The organism is Pseudomonas sp. PDM18 (assembly GCF_014852585.1).
GTDB lineage: Bacteria > Pseudomonadota > Gammaproteobacteria > Pseudomonadales > Pseudomonadaceae > Pseudomonas.
The window spans coordinates 124,447-139,702 of record NZ_JACVBX010000002.1 but is presented as its reverse complement, the minus strand read 5'-3'; the positions used below and the strand labels follow the sequence as shown (position 1 = coordinate 139,702).

Here is a 15,256-nt window from a genome sequence, read left to right as displayed (position 1 = left end):
TATGCGCCGCAGCCCCGCACACCGTGAACCCGGCGGATAACCGCAAGCGGTTATCCGCCCGTTCAGCAGCGTTGCTGAATCGATTTACCTGAGCCAAGCTAGGCTCCAGGACATTCCGTACGGCGCATGACCGCAATCGGTCACGCGTCCTGAACAGACCAGTCGCCCACCTTCTCCGAGGGATGAGTCATGCCCGACAACAACAAGCTCGACCACCTGTTCCCCCGCCTCACCCACATCCCCGACGTCTGGCGCCCCGACGCGCCCGTCGAGCAGCGCGAGTACCTGGTTAACGGCGAATTGCGCCGCTGGGACGGCCCGCTGGCGCCGGTGCGCAGTCCGATCTTCCTCGCTACCGACGAAGGCGATGAACAGGTCATCCTCGGCAGCACGCCATTGCTGGATGCCGACGCGGCCCTCGCCGCGCTGGACGCCGCCGTGGCCGCCTACGACAACGGCCAGGGCGCGTGGCCGAACCTGCGCGTGGCCGAGCGCATCGCCCACGTCGAGCGCTTCCTCTCCCGCATGCGCGAACAGCGCACGGCCGTGGTCAAGCTGCTGATGTGGGAGATCGGCAAGAATCTCAAGGACTCGGAAAAAGAGTTCGACCGGACCTGCGACTACATCGTCGACACCATCCAGGCGCTCAAGGAATTGGACCGCCGCTCCAGCCGCTTCGAACTGGAACAGGGCACCCTCGGGCAGATTCGCCGCGTGCCGCTGGGCGTCGCGCTGTGCATGGGCCCGTACAACTACCCGCTGAACGAAACCTTCACCACCCTCATCCCGGCGCTGATCATGGGCAACACCGTGGTCTTCAAGCCCGCCAAGTTCGGCGTGCTGCTGATCCGCCCGCTGCTCGAAGCCTTCCGCGACAGCTTCCCGCCGGGCGTCATCAACGTCATCTACGGGCGCGGCCGCGAGACCGTCAGCGCGCTCATGGCCAGCGGCAAGGTCGACGTCTTCGCCTTCATCGGCACCCACTCCGGCGCCGCCGACCTGAAGAAGCTCCACCCACGCCCACACCGCCTGCGCGCCGCCCTCGGGCTGGACGCCAAGAACCCCGGCATCGTCCTGCCCAGCGTCGACCTCGACAACGCCGTCAGCGAAGCCATCACCGGCGCCCTCTCCTTCAACGGCCAGCGCTGCACCGCGCTGAAGATCCTCTTCGTCCACGAAGACGTGCTGGACAGCTTCCTCGCCAAGTTCAGTGCCAAGCTCGCCGAACTCAAACCCGGCATGCCCTGGGAGTCCGGCGTGGCGCTAACGCCGCTGCCCGAGCCGGGCAAGGTCGACTACCTCAACGGCCTGCTGCAGGACGCCCTGGCCAAGGGTGCCAAGGTCATCAACCCCGGCGGCGGCGAGAGCCGTGAAAGCTTCTTCTATCCCGCACTGCTCAGCCCGGTGCGCGCGGACATGCGCCTGTACAACGAGGAACAGTTCGGCCCGCTGGTGCCGGTGGTGCCGTACCGCGAGCTGGACGAGGTGATCGATTACGTCCTGCAGTCCGACTACGGCCAGCAGCTCAGCCTGTTCGGCGACGATCCCGAGCAGATCGGCCCGCTGGTGGATGCCTTCGTCAACCAGGTCGGCCGCATCAACATCAACGCTCAGTGCCAGCGCGGCCCGGACAGCTACCCCTTCAACGGCCGCAAGAACTCCGCCGAAGGCACCCTCTCGGTCCACGACGCCCTGCGCACCTTCTCCATCCGCACGCTGGTGGCCACGCGCTTCACCGACGCCAACAAGGCGCTGATCAGCCAGATCATCCGCGACCGCGATTCGAGCTTCCTGACCACTGACTACATCTTCTGACCCTAGGCAGCCGCCAGGAGCCCCTCTCCCTAACCCTGGCTGCGCGCCCCGCTCCTCAGGCGGGAGAGGGGACCGTTCGGCGCAAAGAGAACCAGCAGCATCAGCCGGCACGGTCTGCCCCTTCTCCCTTCGGAGCGGGGCGCGCAGCCAGGGCGGGGGAGAGGGAACCCTCTGCGCCGCGCCTCCATGAGAAGCACCCACCCTGCTTTCAGAAGTCCCTTTCGCAATATCGCGACCAATCCCCATCGCCAATTGAAACAACCCGGTAAGAAGACCCCACTACGCTTGCCTTAAGTCAAAGGGGTCACCCCTCAAGACTCGATAGTCTGCGCGCCTCTCGACGAGCTTGATATCCGTCGTCTGAACCGATAGTGGCAACGACCGATATCGCAATGGACGAAGCGTTTGCCACCCAATCCACGGATTCCCAGCGAACCAGGGAGCACCTACATGAGTGGCTACAACGCAGTTCTGGCACGTAATACCGACAAGGCCCCGCAAAACCTCGGCCCCTACGCCCAAACCGTCGCTTTCTCCCACTACAACAACCTTTCCGCCCAGTTGCCCGTCGACCCGAGCAGCGGCAAGCTGGTGGCCGGCGGCGCCAAGGAACAGGCCGAACAGTGCTACAGGAACCTCAAGGCCGTCGTCGAAAGCATCGGTCACAACCTGAACGACACTGTCCGCATCTCCATCTTCCTGACCAACATCGCTGACGCCGAAGCCGTCGCCAAGGTGCACGCGGCCTTCTTCCCCGACTACCTGCCGACGCTCACCACCGTCGGCGTGACCGCCCTGCCGCTGGGCGCCCAGGTACAGGTCGAGGCGCTCATCACCTGCGGCGAAGGCACCATCCCCAACGCCCCGCAGGCCGGCGACCTGATCAAGGTCGAACGCAACACCGAGAGCGCGCCGCTGAGCACGCTGTCCACCCAGACCGTCGCCTTCTCCCACTACAACAACCTCAGCGCCCAGCTGCCCATCGACCCGCGCACCGGGAAGCTGGTCGCCGGCGGCGTCGAGGAACAGACCCAGCAGTGCCTGCGCAACATCAAGACCATCCTCGAAAGCATCGACGTGCCCTTCGATGACATCGTGCGCATCACTGTCTTCGTCAAGAACCTCGCTGACATGCAGGCAGTGAACAAGGTCTACACCACCTTCTTCCCCGACTCGGCCATCGCCCGCGCCGTCGGCTACGTCCCGGCGCGCACCGTGGTACAGGCGCAAGCCCTGCCAATGGACGCCCTGGTGCAAGTCGAAGCCGTGGTCTCCCACGGCGACGGCACGCCCCCGCAAGCCGTCGAAGACCGCCACGGCATCGTCATCAAGGCCCACAACACCGACGCCGCGCCCAAATGCCCCTACTCCACCCAGACCGTTGCCTTCTCCCACTACAACCACATCTCCGCCCAGTTGCCGCTGGACGTGAAGACCGGTGAACTGGTGGCAGGCGGCATCAAGGAACAGGCCGGCCAGTGCTTCAAGCACCTCAAGGCCATCGTCGAAAGCATCGACCACGCACTGGCCGATGTAGTGAAGGTCAACCTCTACCTGAAGAACATCGACGACATCGCCGCCGTCGATGAGGTGTACGCCAGCTACTTCCCTGGCGGCGTCCCCGCCCGCCGGACAGTAGCCATAGGCGCATTGCCCAAGGGCGCGCTGATCCAGATCGACGCTGTGGTGGCCAACGCAGAAGGCACCCCGCCGACTGCCTGATTGGCGATCAAAGAGTCATGCCCTGTCCGACTAACATCAGGGCATGACTCACATCGAACGGTCCTCTCTCCCGCCGGGGCGGAGTGCGCAGCCAGGACTGGGGAAATGGCAAAGCCCAACTGGGGAATCCCCAGTCGCCTGCTATTGCAGGAGCGAGCTCGCTCGCGAACCCACACCCAACCAACAATCACTCCCTCCCTCCGCCACCATCTCCCGCGCCATCCCTCAGCCATCGGCATTTCGGCGCTGCTCCCGCGTCGGGCCGCTCAGGACCTCCTGTCGCCAGTATCTGCCCCTGCGATCTCAAGCTTTGACAGCAAGAGCCACCCCGTCCCATCCTGATCGACACGCGTGACAGCGTTCGAAACGCTCCGCCTTGTCACGTCAACAAGAACAAGCGCCTCCACGGGCCGCCCATCTGATTGCGGGCTTCAAGGCCGCGACACCTTACCGACACGATCAACGCCCGACGCCCATGCCCGACCTCTCGCACCTCCACCGTCATCTCACCGAGTGGATGATCACCCCGGTCACCAACCAGGTCGCCGGCCTCTTCGACCTGAGCGGCCGCGTCGGCGTGTTGTTTTTGCTGTGCTCCTACGCCATCGCCTACGTGCTGTTCCGCTTCCGCCGACAGCGCGGGCTGACGCAGACGGCGTCGTTCTGGCAGTTCATTGGCGGCAGCCGGGTGAATCTGCATCGCTCGGCGCTGCTGGATTACCGCTACTACCTGATGCGCGGCATCCTCAATGTGGCGTTGCTGGTGCCCATCATCGGGTTGGTCGATCCGTATATCCTGCGCTCGGGCGACTACATCACCTTCTTCACCAATCTGTGGGGCGCGCGACCGCAGGCGGGGACGAATCTCGGCCTGTCGCTGCTCTACGGACTGGGCGTGTTCCTGGTCAGCGACTTCAAGAACTACTGGGTGCACCGCGCCTTCCATTCGCGCTGGCTGTGGGCGTTCCACAAGGTCCATCACTCGGCGGCGGTGCTGACGCCCATCACCGCGAGCCGCGTACACTTCGTGGAGAAACTGGCGGCGAAGCTGGCCGGCGCCTTCGCCCTGGGCGCCTATGCAGGCATCTTCTGGTACATCTGCGGCGGGGAAATCAGCGCCTATACGCTGTTCGGCGTGACCTACATGATCCTGCTGTTCAACGTGCTGGCGACAAACCTGCGCCACAGCCATGTGTGGCTGTCGTTCGGGCCGGTGATCGAACACGTGGTGAACAGCCCCGCCCAACACCAGATCCACCACAGCGACGCGCCCCGTCACTTCAACAAGAACTTTGGCATCAACCTGTCGCTGTGGGACTGGATGTTCGGCACGCTCTACGTCACCCAGCGCGCGCCAGAGCCGATCCGGTTCGGCGCCGGGGAGCAGGATGACGAGAAGTATTCTTCGCTGTGGAGCCTGATCGTTACGCCGTTTGTGGAGACAGGCCGCAAAGTGCGGATGGCGAGAAGCCAGAGGACGCCGACTTCCGCTCGCACGGCCCGGAGCCGCTGAATCTGCGCCCTGTTCCAACACAACGGAAGTAATCTACTCCCCCGCCTGCAATTACCCGTTCAAACGCCAAGGATTCGGCATGCCTATTGGAAGAATCGGTTTCCTACTGCTCCTCGCAAACTTCGTAGTTGTTTCAGTGGTCTCTCTGCTGCCAGTGGGCGATGGCGCAATCTTCAGCGTTGCAACTGGACTGCTGTCGATCAGCTGCAACGCTGATTACTGGCTGGATAGTTCGCGCGTGATGATCCCCGCCGTGGGTATTCCGCTCATCACAGCGGGGATCGCATGTTTCCTGCTGTTGGGCACATACAGCACGAAGGAGCTGATGAGAACGCGCAATGGCGCAAGCGTATCGGCCGCATGTTGGTTGACGGCTTCGGCTGCCACTCTGCTGAGCTATTCGTTTTTCCCGTGCGGCTCGTTCTACCTTGGCTTTTCCGAAGCCGGCGGCTCATCGGCACATCGCAACGGCCATTTGCTGTTGCGTCTGCTGACGGAGAATCAGCCAGTGTTCAATCTGCTCTACGCATTCATGTTCTGCGGCATTTCGTATTGCGTTGCCTTGGGCCTGAAGCTTTTCAGAAGTAGCTTGGCTGCCTGAGCGGATCAATCAGGCAGCGCACTTCCAGCTGGCCCTGTGTCTCAGGGTCAGTTCTCATTCCCACACCCCTGCCCCCAAACCGGATACCGCAGCGAATGCCGCTGCCCGGCGCTGTCCTCGTAGGTCATCTCAACCTCGCGGATTCCGCAGAACCCAAGGTCCGGCTGTTGCACCACGCGCTTGATGTCGAGTTTCTGGCCATAGTGGTAGTCCTGCTCGGGTGGAACGCCCTGCGCGGCGAGGGCCGCGCAGGAGGTGAGGAGGCAGGCGGCAGCGAGCAAGCGCTTCATGGCCGTTCTCCGCTGGAGCTGCGCGGCATGGATGCTCCGGTCATGCTCGGGAGGACTTCGTCGCGGCGGATGAGCCCGTGGAACAGCGCGGCGGCGAGGTGCAGGAGGATGGTTGCCAGTAGCGCGTAGGCGATGAAGGAGTGGGCGCTACGCAGGATGGTATGCAGTTGCACCGACGGCGAGACCAGCGCGGGCAGTTCGAAGCCGCCCCAGAGCACGACAGGGTAGCCGCCCGCGGATTGCATGGTCCAACCCACCAGCGGCTGGGCCAGCAGCAGGCCGTAGAGCGCCAGGTGCGAGAGGTGCGCGGCGCTGCGTTGCCAGCCGGGCATGTCGCTGGGCAGTGCGGGGATGCGACTGGTCAGGCGCACCAGGATGCGTAGCAGCACGAGCACCAGCAGCGCGGCGCCCAGGGGTTTGTGGATGGCGACCAGCGCAGCATGGCGCGGCGAGACGCTGGCGACCATCCCCAGGCCGATCAGCAGCATGGCGAGCACCAGCACGGCCATCAGCCAGTGCAGCACGCGCAGGGAGAGCGGGAAGTAGATCGGTTTCATCAGTGGGTCTCCTGGGCCTGCTCACGGGTACGACGGTTGAAGGACTCCGAGTAGGCGGCCGAGCGAGCGCTGAGCAGCGGGTCATCGGAGGCGCGGATGCCGTCGGGGAGGATCAGCGGGTCGTAGTTGATGTCGCGGCAGTCGCCGCCGATTTCCGGCTGTAGGCGTTCAATCACCAGTTCGCCGGCATCCACGGTGCGGCGGCTGTCGGGCCAGGCCTGGGTGGGGTCGACGGTGCTGTCGCCGGGTTCGCCGAGGGTGAACTGCAGGCGCCAGCGCAACGGGCCGGCGGCGATTCGCTGGGCCAGTTCGGCGGCGAGGAAGTCGGCGTCACCGCGCTTCTCGGCGGCCAGCGGCTCGACCGGCGCTTCGGGCTGCACGGACCAGCGCACCGGCTGTTCCTTGCCGTCCTTGTTCACCAGGTAGAAGGCGTTGAGGCTGTAGTAGGCGCTGTTGGCGTAGCTGGAGGACGGTGTCGAGGTCTTGGCCCACTTGAGGAAGGCCTGCGTCTCGGGGTGCGACTTGAAGAAGGCGCCGGCCTTTTCCGGGTCGGGCTTGCCGGTGCCCGGCTGCGGCGCGGTGGCCTGCTGCAGCGCGTAGAAGCTGGCGACGTCGCGGACGACGAAGACCGGCATGGCGTTCATGCCGGTGCGCCATTCCTGGCCATCAGCCGGCTGGAAGCGCAACGCCAGGCTGCGGATCGGCGCGGCGCCGTCGCTGGCCTTGGGGTTGCCGCCGGGAATGGCGAGGCGCCCTACCACCGGCACGCGACCGACGGAGAACAGGCTGGCGCGGGACAGATTGGCCGCGCCGCCATTGCTGTCGAAGTGGCCGATGACGCACAGGCCCTTGGCGTGGTTGCGCCGGTAGCCGGGGTAGACGCCACCGTTGTGCTCCAGGGTGTTGATCACGCTGGCCGGGGTGAGCCGCTGCGGATCGAGCCAGCCGGCGACGTAGGCGAAGACGGCGGCCACGCCGAGCACCACGGCGCCGATGGCGGCCAGGCGCAGGGGCACGTTGGGTGCGGTGGGCGGTGTTTCTGTCATTTCCAGCTCCTCAGGCTTAGGCTGAATGCGTTGAGCCGGTACGACGCACCGTGCGACGGGTTATTCCCGCCGATGGCGAATAAATTATTTTTCCCGCGACGGGAATAGATCGCCGCTGCGTTCGTCTTTCTCGCTCGAACCCACCCATTCCTGGCGCCCCGATGCACTCACTGGACGACCATTCACTGCGCGAACTGCTGCCCCGGCTGCGGCGCTTCGCGCTGTCGCTGACCCGCAGCACGAGCAGCGCCGACGACCTGGTCCAGGCGACCCTGGAGAAGGCTCTGTCGGCCTGGACCGGCCGCCGCGACGACGGCGACCTGCGCGCCTGGCTGTTCTCGATCCTCTACCGGCACTTCATCGACGGGCAGCGTCGGGCGAAACGCTATGCGCGCCTGCTCAGCCTGTTCGGTGCGGACAGCGCGGTGAGCGCATCGCCGGAAGACATCGTCAGTGCGCGCTCGACGCTGGAGGCCTTCGAACGCTTGCCCGCCGAGCAGCGCGCGCTGCTGACGCTGGTCAGCGTCGAAGGCCTGAGCTACCGCGAGGTGGCCGAGACTCTGGATATTCCCATGGGCACCGTCATGTCCCGCCTGTCGCGCGCGCGCACGGCGCTGCGCGCGCTGAGCGAAGGACAGGCGGCGACTCCTTCTTTGCGGGTACTGAAATGAACGAACGCATTCCCGACGGCACTCCCCAGGAACAGGATCTGCACGCTTACATTGACGATCAGCTGGACCCGACGCGCCGCCAGTGGGTGGAAGCCTGGCTCGCCGCCCACCCGGACGACGCCCGTCGCGTGGAAGGCTGGCGCCAGGATGCCCAGCAACTGCGCGCGGCCTTTGCCGGGCAGGCCCGTGGTGCGCTGCCCGAGCAGCTCGATCCGGCGCGTATTCGCCGGCAGCTCCAGCAGCGGCGGCGCTCGCGCCTTGCCACCGCGGCGGCCCTGCTGATTGCGCTGGGCGTTGGCGGCATGGGCGGCTGGCAGATGCGCGGTGACGCGATGATGCGCGGCATGGTGCCGATGCAGGACGCGGTGCAGGCCTATCGACTATTTGCCGATGCCGGCCAGACGGGGTTGGACCTGCGCGACGGTGGCGATTTGCGCGGCTGGCTGTCGCACTACCTGAAGGATGCCGCCCCGCCGCCCGCGCTGGAGCAGGTCGGCTTGAAGACAGTGGGCGCGCGCCTGCTCGCCACCGAACAGGGCGCGGCGGCACTGGTGATCTACGAGGATAGCCAGGGGCGGCGGTTGACCTTCTTCATCCGCCCGCCGGGCCCGCGCCACGAGATGTTGCCACAGGGGCAGCGCACGGATGGCGACCTGTTGGCGCGCTACTGGAGCCAGGGCGGCTACAACTACGCCCTGGTGAGCCGCAGCGACGACCCGCAGGCGCAGGCCGTGGGGCAGTTGGTGGGGTTCTAGCGGGAACGACCCGGTCAGGGTGGGCTTTGGTGATTCGCGAACAGGGAGCAGGCTCTCCCGTCGCTAATCCGCGAGGAGCGCACCGATTCTCCCTGTAGCAGCGAGCTTGCTCACGAAATGCCCTTCGCCCGATCGATCCGGCGTTAAGCGGGTTCGCAAGTAAGCTCGCTCCTACAGAAGAGCTCCAGGTCGCTGCGCGAGCTTCAGAAGGCGAAGCAGGAACAGCCGAAGGCGCCCCAGAAGCCCTGGAAGTCACTCACCGGCACGCTCGACTGGCGGGCGCGTTCGTGGCTGTGGCCATGCACGCCGCAGGAACCGACGCATTGGTGCACGGCATTCTGCAGCGGAGCCTGCGGACGCCAGTGGCCGGGGACCTTTGCCACCGGGGACCAGTCCGGCAGCACCGGGATAGCGCTCGGCGCTTGGCGCTCGAAGTCGCCGCTGCCGAACACAACACGGCCGTCCACCACGGTCAGCACCGATTCGATGGCCTTGATCTCTTCCTCCGGCACGTTGAAGTAGTCCGCCGAGAGCACCGCCAGGTCGGCCATCTGCCCGACCTTGATCATTCCCTTTTTGCCCTGTTCGCTGGAGAACCAGGCGCTGCCGTGGGTGTACAGCTCCAGCGCGGTGCTGCGAGGCAGCCCTTCCGGGTACAGCTCCATCCCGCCGACGGTCTTGCCGCTGACCATCCAGTACAGCGAGGTCCAGGGGTTGTAGCTGGAGACGCGAGTGGCATCGGTGCCGGCGCCCACCGGCACGCCTTCGGCCAGCATGCGCTTGATCGGCGGCGTGGCCTCGGCGGCCTGCTTGCCGTAGCGATCGACGAAGTACTCGCCCTGGAACGCCATGCGGTCCTGGATGGCGATACCGCCGCCCAGCGCCCTCACCCGCTCGATGTTCTTCGGCGAGATGGTTTCGCAGTGGTCGAAGAACCAGTGCAGGCCGTTGAACGGGATGTCCAGGTTGACCTTCTCGAACACATCGAGCATGCGCGAAATGGACTCGTCATAGGTCGCGTGCAGGCGGAACGGCCAGCGCTGCTCGACCAGGTGGCGCACCACCGGCTCCAGTTCGGCCTCCATGGTGCCGGGCAGGTCGGGGCGGGGCTCAAGGAAGTCCTCGAAGTCGGCCGCCGAGAACACCAGCATCTCACCGGCGCCGTTGTGCCGCAGGAAGTCGCTGCCCTGGCCGTACTGGACGCTGCTGGTCCAGTTCTTGAAATCGGCCAGTTCTTCCTTGGGTTTCTGGGTGAACAGGTTGTAGGCGATGCGCACGGTGAGCTGGTTGTCTTTCTCCAGCTGCTCGATCACCTGGTAGTCGTCCGGGTAGTTCTGGAAGCCGCCGCCGGCGTCGATGGCGCTGGTGACGCCCAGGCGATTCAGCTCGCGCATGAACTGGCGGGTGGAGTTGACCTGGTAGTCGAACGGCAGCTTCGGCCCCTTGGCCAGGGTCGCGTAGAGGATCATCGCGTTGGGCCGCGCCACCAGCATGCCGGTGGGCTCACCCTTGCTGTCGCGGACGATCTCGCCGCCGGGTGGGTTCGGGGTGTCTTTCGTGTAGCCGACGACCCGCAGCGCCGCACGGTTGAGCAGCGCGCGGTCATACAGGTGCAGGACGAACACCGGGGTGTCCGGCGCGGCCTGGTTCAGCTCCTCGATGGTCGGCATGCGCTTCTCGGCGAACTGGAATTCGTTCCAGCCACCCACCACGCGCACCCATTGCGGCGACGGCGTGCGCAGGGCCTGCTCTTTCAGCAGGCGCAGGGCGTCGGCCAGGGACGGCACGCCTTCCCAGCGCAGTTCGAGGTTGTAGTTCAGCCCGCCGCGGATCAGGTGCAGGTGCGAGTCGTTGAGGCCGGGGATCGCCGTGCGCCCCTTGAGGTCGATGACGCGGGTGGCGCCGGCGCGGAAGGCCATGGCCTCGGCTTCGGTGCCGACGGCGATGAACTTGCCGTCGGCGATGGCCACCGCGGTGGCCTCGGGTTTCTCGCGGTCGATGGTGTGGAAGCGGCCGTTGGTCAGGATCAGGTCGGCGTACATGGCGAAGTTCCTCTTTCGATCAGCGGGCATTGAGCCAGGCGGAGAACAGGCGCGTGGCCCGTGGCATGAAAACGTAGACCACCAGCAGGACGATGGTCGCGACGATGAGCATGTTGGCGGGCACGAAGCTGCCCAGCAGCGGGACCTGCGCGAACAGCGGGCGCCACAGCTGCGGCACCAGCATCACCAGCGGCAGGATCACCAGGTAGGAAATGGCCGCCTGCTTCCAGCGCGGCGGCTGCTTCTGCGGGTTGTCCGGGGTGGTGAACCAGAATTCATGGGCGGTGTGCAATTCCTTCTGTTCGACGTCGAGCAGGTGCGGGTTGGCGCGCTCAATCAGCTCGTGACGCTGCGGCGAGTCGAGCCAGGCCTGCAGTTCGTTGGCGCTGGCGAAGCGCAGGACCGAGGTGAAGTGGTCGCCCTGGCGCATCACGTCCACACCCAGGTGACCGGGGAACTCGCTGGCGGCACGGGTCAGTTCGCGCAGGATGATTTCATAGGCGGCGACGCTCTCGGGGCGCGCGCGGTGGCGGATGATCAGGGTGACGGATTCTTGCTGCGTGGGCTGGCTCATCGGGATTCTCTCCAAAAAGGCCTTCAGAGAAGTGACCTCCCCCGCCCCGTGGCGAGGGAGGTAAGCGGCTTACTGCAGGTGAGCCTTCAGCTCTTCACCGGCCTGGCGCATGGCGGCCTGTACCGCCGGCACCTTGCTCACCACGTTGAGCAGACCGTAGTCGTGGATCATTCCGTTGTAGCGCACGGAAGTGACAGCCACACCGGCGGCGTCAAGTTTGCGACCGTAGGCTTCGCCCTCATCACGCAGCACATCGGATTCGGCGGTCTGGATCAGGGTCGGCGGCAGGCCCTTGAGCTGGTCGGTGGTGGCACGCAGGGGCGAGGCGTAGATCTCGGCGCGCTGTTTCGGGTCGGTGGTGTAACTGTCCCAGAACCACTGCATCATCGGCTTGGAGAGGAAGTGCCCCTGGGCGAACTGGTTGTACGAGCCGGTCTCGAAGCTGGCATCGGTCACCGGCCACAGCAGGGCCTGGAAGCGCAGCTTGGGCGTGCCTTTGTCCTTAGCCATCAGCGCGACCACTGCCGCCATGTTGCCGCCGACGCTGTTGCCGGCCACGGCCAGGCGCTTGCCGTCGACGTTGATCTCCTTGCCGTGCTCGGCAACCCATTTGGTGGCGGCGTAGGCCTGGTTGATCGCCACCGGGTAATGCGCCTCGGGGGACGGCGTGTAGTCGACGTAGACAGCGACCGCGCCGGAGTTCACCACCAGATCGTGGATCAGGCGGGCGTGGGTCGGGTAGTCACCCAGCACCCAGCCGCCGCCGTGGAAGAACATGAACACCGGCAGCGTGCCCTTCACGCCGGCCGGGCGGACGATGGTCAGCTTCACCGGGCCGACGTCGGTCTGCACGGTCTTCTCGCTGACCTGGGTGCCGGAGAGGTCGACCTTCACCGACGCCTGGGCGCCAGTCAGCACCGCACGGGCGTCTTTCGGCGAAAGGGTTTCCAGCGGCTGGCCCTTGCCGGCTTCCAGGGCTTCGAGGAAGGCCTGGGTATTGTGTTCGACGGTGGGGTTGCCGGCGGCGAAAACGTTGCCGATGGCCAGGGCGAGGGAGGCGGCGAGCAGGGATTGCTTGGCGTTCATGATTCGGTTCCTTGAAAGTGGGGGAGGTGTTCCGAAAGGACGAACGAATCTTGATCCATGCCCGCAAAGCGCGGAATAGACAGGGTTGCAGGGTCACTTTGCAGTTCTGCAAGGGCGTTCAAAACGGCGTTGCAGAAGTGCCGGAGGTGGCGGTGCGACCTGCAGGAGCGCCCGATGGGCGCGATCGCGCGCCCATCGCACGTCTAAAGAGCCGCCCGCCCCTACAGGTTTGGCGAGGAGCTGGTGGACTGGCGACCAACCGTGCCACCGCCCGGCATGCCGCGGATGCCGGCGCGGCGTTTGCCCGGTACAATGCGCGATTGCCCGTGCCGCACCTGATAAGCACACCTGACCAGCACGCCTGATAAAGAAGAAACCATGTCCTTGCCCAAACACCATCTGGAACTGCTCAGCCCTGCCCGCGATGTGTCCATCGCCCGCGAGGCCATCCTGCATGGCGCCGACGCCGTCTACATCGGCGGCCCGAGCTTCGGCGCGCGGCACAATGCCTGCAACGAGGTGAGCGATATCGCCCAGCTGGTGGAGTTCGCCCACCGCTACCACGCGCGGGTGTTCACCACGATCAACACCATCCTCCACGACAACGAGCTGGAGCCGGCGCGCGCGCTGATCCACCAGCTCTACGACGCCGGCGTCGATGCGCTGATCGTGCAGGACCTGGGCATCATGGAGCTGGACATTCCGCCGATCGAGCTGCACGCCAGCACCCAGACCGACATCCGTACCCTGGAGCGGGCGAAGTTCCTCGATCAGGCAGGTTTCTCCCAGCTGGTGCTGGCCCGCGAGCTGAACCTTGCGGAAATCCGCGCCATCGCCGATGAGACCGATGCCGCCATCGAGTTCTTTATCCACGGCGCGCTGTGCGTTGCCTTCTCCGGCCAGTGCAACATCTCCCACGCCCAGACTGGCCGCAGCGCCAACCGCGGCGACTGCTCCCAGGCCTGCCGCCTGCCTTACACCCTGAAGGATGACCAGGGTCGCGTGGTGGCCTTCGAGAAGCACCTGCTGTCGATGAAGGACAACAACCAGAGCGCCAACCTCAGCGCCCTGGTGGACGCCGGCGTGCGCTCCTTCAAGATCGAAGGCCGCTACAAGGACATGGGCTACGTGAAGAACATCACTGCCTATTACCGCCAGCGACTGGACGGCATCCTCGCCGAGCGCCCGGACCTGGCCCACGCCTCCAGCGGCCGCACTGACCACTTCTTCGTGCCGGACCCGGACAAGACCTTCCACCGCGGCAGCACCGACTACTTTGTCAGCGACCGCAAGATCGACATCGGGGCGTTCGACTCGCCGACCTTCACCGGCCTGCCGGTGGGCAGCGTGGAAAAGGTCGGCAAGCGCGACATGCTGGTGGTGACCAAGGACCCGCTGTCCAACGGCGACGGCCTCAACGTGCTGGTGAAGCGCGAAGTGGTCGGTTTCCGCGCCAACATCGCCGAGCCGAAAGGTGAGTTCGAAGAGGACGGCGAGAAGCGCTACCGCTACCGCGTCGAGCCCAACGAGATGCCCGAGGGCCTCTACCGCCTGCGCCCGAACCACCCGCTGTCGCGCAACCTCGACCACAACTGGCAGCAGGCGCTGCAGAAGACCTCCGCCGAGCGCCGCGTCGGCCTGTCGTGGGTCGCCAAACTGCGCGAAGAGCGCCTGGACTTGACCGCCACCAGCGAGGAAGGTGTCAGCGTCAGCGTCTCCCTGGACGGCCCGTTCGGCGCCGCCAACAAACCGGAGCAGGCGCTGGACCAGTTGCACGATCTGCTCGGCCAGCTGGGCACCACCCAGTACCACGCCGACCGGATCGAGCTGGATGCCCCGCAGGCGTTCTTCATCCCCAACTCCCAGCTCAAGTCGCTGCGCCGTGAGGCCATCGAAGCGCTGACCGAAGCCCGCGTGCAGGCCCACCCGCGCGGCGGCCGCAAGGCCGAGACCAACCCACCGCCGGTGTACCCGGAGTCGCACCTGTCGTTCCTGTACAACGTGTACAACGAGAAGGCCCGCGCGTTCTACCACCGCCACGGCGTGCAGCTGATCGACGCGGCCTACGAGGCCCACGAGGAAACCGGCGAAGTGCCGGTGATGATCACCAAGCACTGCCTGCGCTTCTCCTTCAACCTGTGCCCGAAACAGGCCAAGGGCGTCACCGGCGTACGCACCAAGGTGCAGCCGATGCAACTGATCCACGGCGACGAAGTGCTGACCCTGAAGTTCGACTGCAAGCCGTGCGAGATGCACGTCATCGGCAAGATCAAGGGCCACATCCTCGGTCTGCCGCAGCCGGGCAGCGAAGGCGTGAGCAACATCGTCGGGCAGATCAGCCCGGAAGACCTGCTCAAGACCATCCGCAAGCCGGCGCACTGAGGATGTCGGCTTCGGCTTCGGCGCCAAGCTTGAAACCCCTCACCCCAGCCCTCTCCCCAGGGGAGAGGGAGCCGTCCGAGCCGGCCGTGACGCTCTGAGTCAGCCGGTTGCACCGTGCCAAGCGCCCGCACCGAAACAGTCCCCTCTCCCTCCGGGAGAGGGTCAGGGTGAGGGGGCCGCAGGCCACCTACAGCCAACCGCC

Annotated in this window: 13 protein-coding genes; 7 read left to right on the top strand and 6 right to left on the bottom strand. The window is 65.6% G+C overall.

The window, feature by feature from the left end; genetic code table 11:
• Positions 1-189 precede the first annotated feature (189 nt).
• The 4 genes from IB274_RS05460 (at position 190) to IB274_RS05445 (ending at position 5,651) form a co-directional block, all read left to right on the top strand.
• Positions 190-1,815, top strand: coding sequence for an NADP-dependent glyceraldehyde-3-phosphate dehydrogenase (locus IB274_RS05460; protein ID WP_192431031.1), 1,626 nt, complete (start codon positions 190-192; stop codon positions 1,813-1,815).
• Positions 1,816-2,265: 450 nt separating this feature from the next.
• A complete protein-coding gene (locus IB274_RS05455; protein ID WP_192431030.1) occupies positions 2,266-3,537 on the top strand; it encodes a RidA family protein in 1,272 nt (423 codons plus the stop codon).
• 475 nt (positions 3,538-4,012) lie between these two features.
• Positions 4,013-5,050: a sterol desaturase family protein gene (locus IB274_RS05450; protein ID WP_192431029.1), complete on the top strand. Its 1,038-nt coding sequence runs from the start codon at positions 4,013-4,015 to the stop codon at positions 5,048-5,050.
• A gap of 79 nt (positions 5,051-5,129) precedes the next feature.
• On the top strand, positions 5,130-5,651 hold the full coding sequence (locus tag IB274_RS05445) for a hypothetical protein (protein ID WP_192431028.1): 522 nt from the start codon (positions 5,130-5,132) through the stop codon (positions 5,649-5,651).
• Between the two features lie 47 nt (positions 5,652-5,698).
• On the opposite strand, the gene IB274_RS05440 is transcribed toward IB274_RS05445, so the two are convergent.
• Genes IB274_RS05440 through IB274_RS05430 form a run of 3 tightly spaced genes read right to left on the bottom strand, consistent with a single transcriptional unit; the run spans position 5,699 to position 7,544 of the window.
• Positions 5,699-5,941 carry a DUF2790 domain-containing protein gene (locus IB274_RS05440; protein ID WP_192431027.1) on the bottom strand — a complete coding sequence of 81 codons (243 nt, stop codon included), beginning with the start codon at positions 5,939-5,941 and terminating at the stop codon, positions 5,699-5,701.
• Complete coding sequence (locus IB274_RS05435) at positions 5,938-6,498, bottom strand: cytochrome b (RefSeq protein ID WP_192431026.1); 561 nt, start codon at positions 6,496-6,498, stop codon at positions 5,938-5,940. The genes IB274_RS05440 and IB274_RS05435 overlap by 4 nt, the downstream gene beginning before the upstream one ends.
• Positions 6,498-7,544: a catalase family peroxidase gene (locus IB274_RS05430; protein ID WP_192431025.1), complete on the bottom strand. Its 1,047-nt coding sequence runs from the start codon at positions 7,542-7,544 to the stop codon at positions 6,498-6,500. Before IB274_RS05430 ends, IB274_RS05435 begins: the two co-directional genes overlap by 1 nt.
• A 161-nt stretch (positions 7,545-7,705) precedes the next feature.
• Between IB274_RS05430 and IB274_RS05425 the strand changes: the two genes are divergently transcribed.
• Together IB274_RS05425 and IB274_RS05420 are read left to right on the top strand one after the other, a co-directional pair.
• A complete protein-coding gene (locus IB274_RS05425; RefSeq protein ID WP_192431024.1) occupies positions 7,706-8,215 on the top strand; it encodes a sigma-70 family RNA polymerase sigma factor in 510 nt (169 codons plus the stop codon).
• A complete protein-coding gene (locus tag IB274_RS05420; protein ID WP_192431023.1) occupies positions 8,212-8,970 on the top strand; it encodes an anti-sigma factor family protein in 759 nt (252 codons plus the stop codon). Before IB274_RS05425 ends, IB274_RS05420 begins: the two co-directional genes overlap by 4 nt.
• 203 nt (positions 8,971-9,173) lie before the next feature.
• On the opposite strand, the gene IB274_RS05415 is transcribed toward IB274_RS05420, so the two are convergent.
• The 3 genes from IB274_RS05415 to IB274_RS05405 form a co-directional block, all read right to left on the bottom strand.
• Positions 9,174-11,012 (bottom strand): amidohydrolase, encoded by a 1,839-nt coding sequence (locus IB274_RS05415; RefSeq protein WP_192431022.1) that lies wholly within the window; start codon positions 11,010-11,012, stop codon positions 9,174-9,176.
• Between the two features lie 19 nt (positions 11,013-11,031).
• Positions 11,032-11,586: an antibiotic biosynthesis monooxygenase gene (locus tag IB274_RS05410; protein ID WP_192431021.1), complete on the bottom strand. Its 555-nt coding sequence runs from the start codon at positions 11,584-11,586 to the stop codon at positions 11,032-11,034.
• A 69-nt stretch (positions 11,587-11,655) separates the two neighbouring features.
• On the bottom strand, positions 11,656-12,672 hold the full coding sequence (locus IB274_RS05405) for an alpha/beta hydrolase (RefSeq protein ID WP_192431020.1): 1,017 nt from the start codon (positions 12,670-12,672) through the stop codon (positions 11,656-11,658).
• Positions 12,673-13,050: 378 nt separating this feature from the next.
• On the opposite strand from IB274_RS05405, the gene IB274_RS05400 reads away from it, so the two are divergent.
• Complete coding sequence (locus tag IB274_RS05400) at positions 13,051-15,054, top strand: peptidase U32 family protein (protein ID WP_192431019.1); 2,004 nt, start codon at positions 13,051-13,053, stop codon at positions 15,052-15,054.
• Positions 15,055-15,256 lie beyond the last annotated feature (202 nt).

Excerpts from the sequence above, each read along its gene's own strand:
- IB274_RS05460 (WP_192431031.1), top strand. The coding sequence starts at position 190 with ATGCCCGACAACAACAAGCTCGACCACCTGTTCCCCCGCCTCACCCAC.
- IB274_RS05455 (WP_192431030.1), top strand. The coding sequence starts at position 2,266 with ATGAGTGGCTACAACGCAGTTCTGGCACGTAATACCGACAAGGCCCCG.
- IB274_RS05450 (WP_192431029.1), top strand. The coding sequence starts at position 4,013 with ATGCCCGACCTCTCGCACCTCCACCGTCATCTCACCGAGTGGATGATC.
- IB274_RS05445 (WP_192431028.1), top strand. The coding sequence starts at position 5,130 with ATGCCTATTGGAAGAATCGGTTTCCTACTGCTCCTCGCAAACTTCGTA.
- IB274_RS05440 (WP_192431027.1), bottom strand. The coding sequence starts at position 5,941 with ATGAAGCGCTTGCTCGCTGCCGCCTGCCTCCTCACCTCCTGCGCGGCC.
- IB274_RS05435 (WP_192431026.1), bottom strand. The coding sequence starts at position 6,498 with ATGAAACCGATCTACTTCCCGCTCTCCCTGCGCGTGCTGCACTGGCTG.
- IB274_RS05430 (WP_192431025.1), bottom strand. The coding sequence starts at position 7,544 with ATGACAGAAACACCGCCCACCGCACCCAACGTGCCCCTGCGCCTGGCC.
- IB274_RS05425 (WP_192431024.1), top strand. The coding sequence starts at position 7,706 with ATGCACTCACTGGACGACCATTCACTGCGCGAACTGCTGCCCCGGCTG.
- IB274_RS05420 (WP_192431023.1), top strand. The coding sequence starts at position 8,212 with ATGAACGAACGCATTCCCGACGGCACTCCCCAGGAACAGGATCTGCAC.
- IB274_RS05415 (WP_192431022.1), bottom strand. The coding sequence starts at position 11,012 with ATGTACGCCGACCTGATCCTGACCAACGGCCGCTTCCACACCATCGAC.
- IB274_RS05410 (WP_192431021.1), bottom strand. The coding sequence starts at position 11,586 with ATGAGCCAGCCCACGCAGCAAGAATCCGTCACCCTGATCATCCGCCAC.
- IB274_RS05405 (WP_192431020.1), bottom strand. The coding sequence starts at position 12,672 with ATGAACGCCAAGCAATCCCTGCTCGCCGCCTCCCTCGCCCTGGCCATC.
- IB274_RS05400 (WP_192431019.1), top strand. The coding sequence starts at position 13,051 with ATGTCCTTGCCCAAACACCATCTGGAACTGCTCAGCCCTGCCCGCGAT.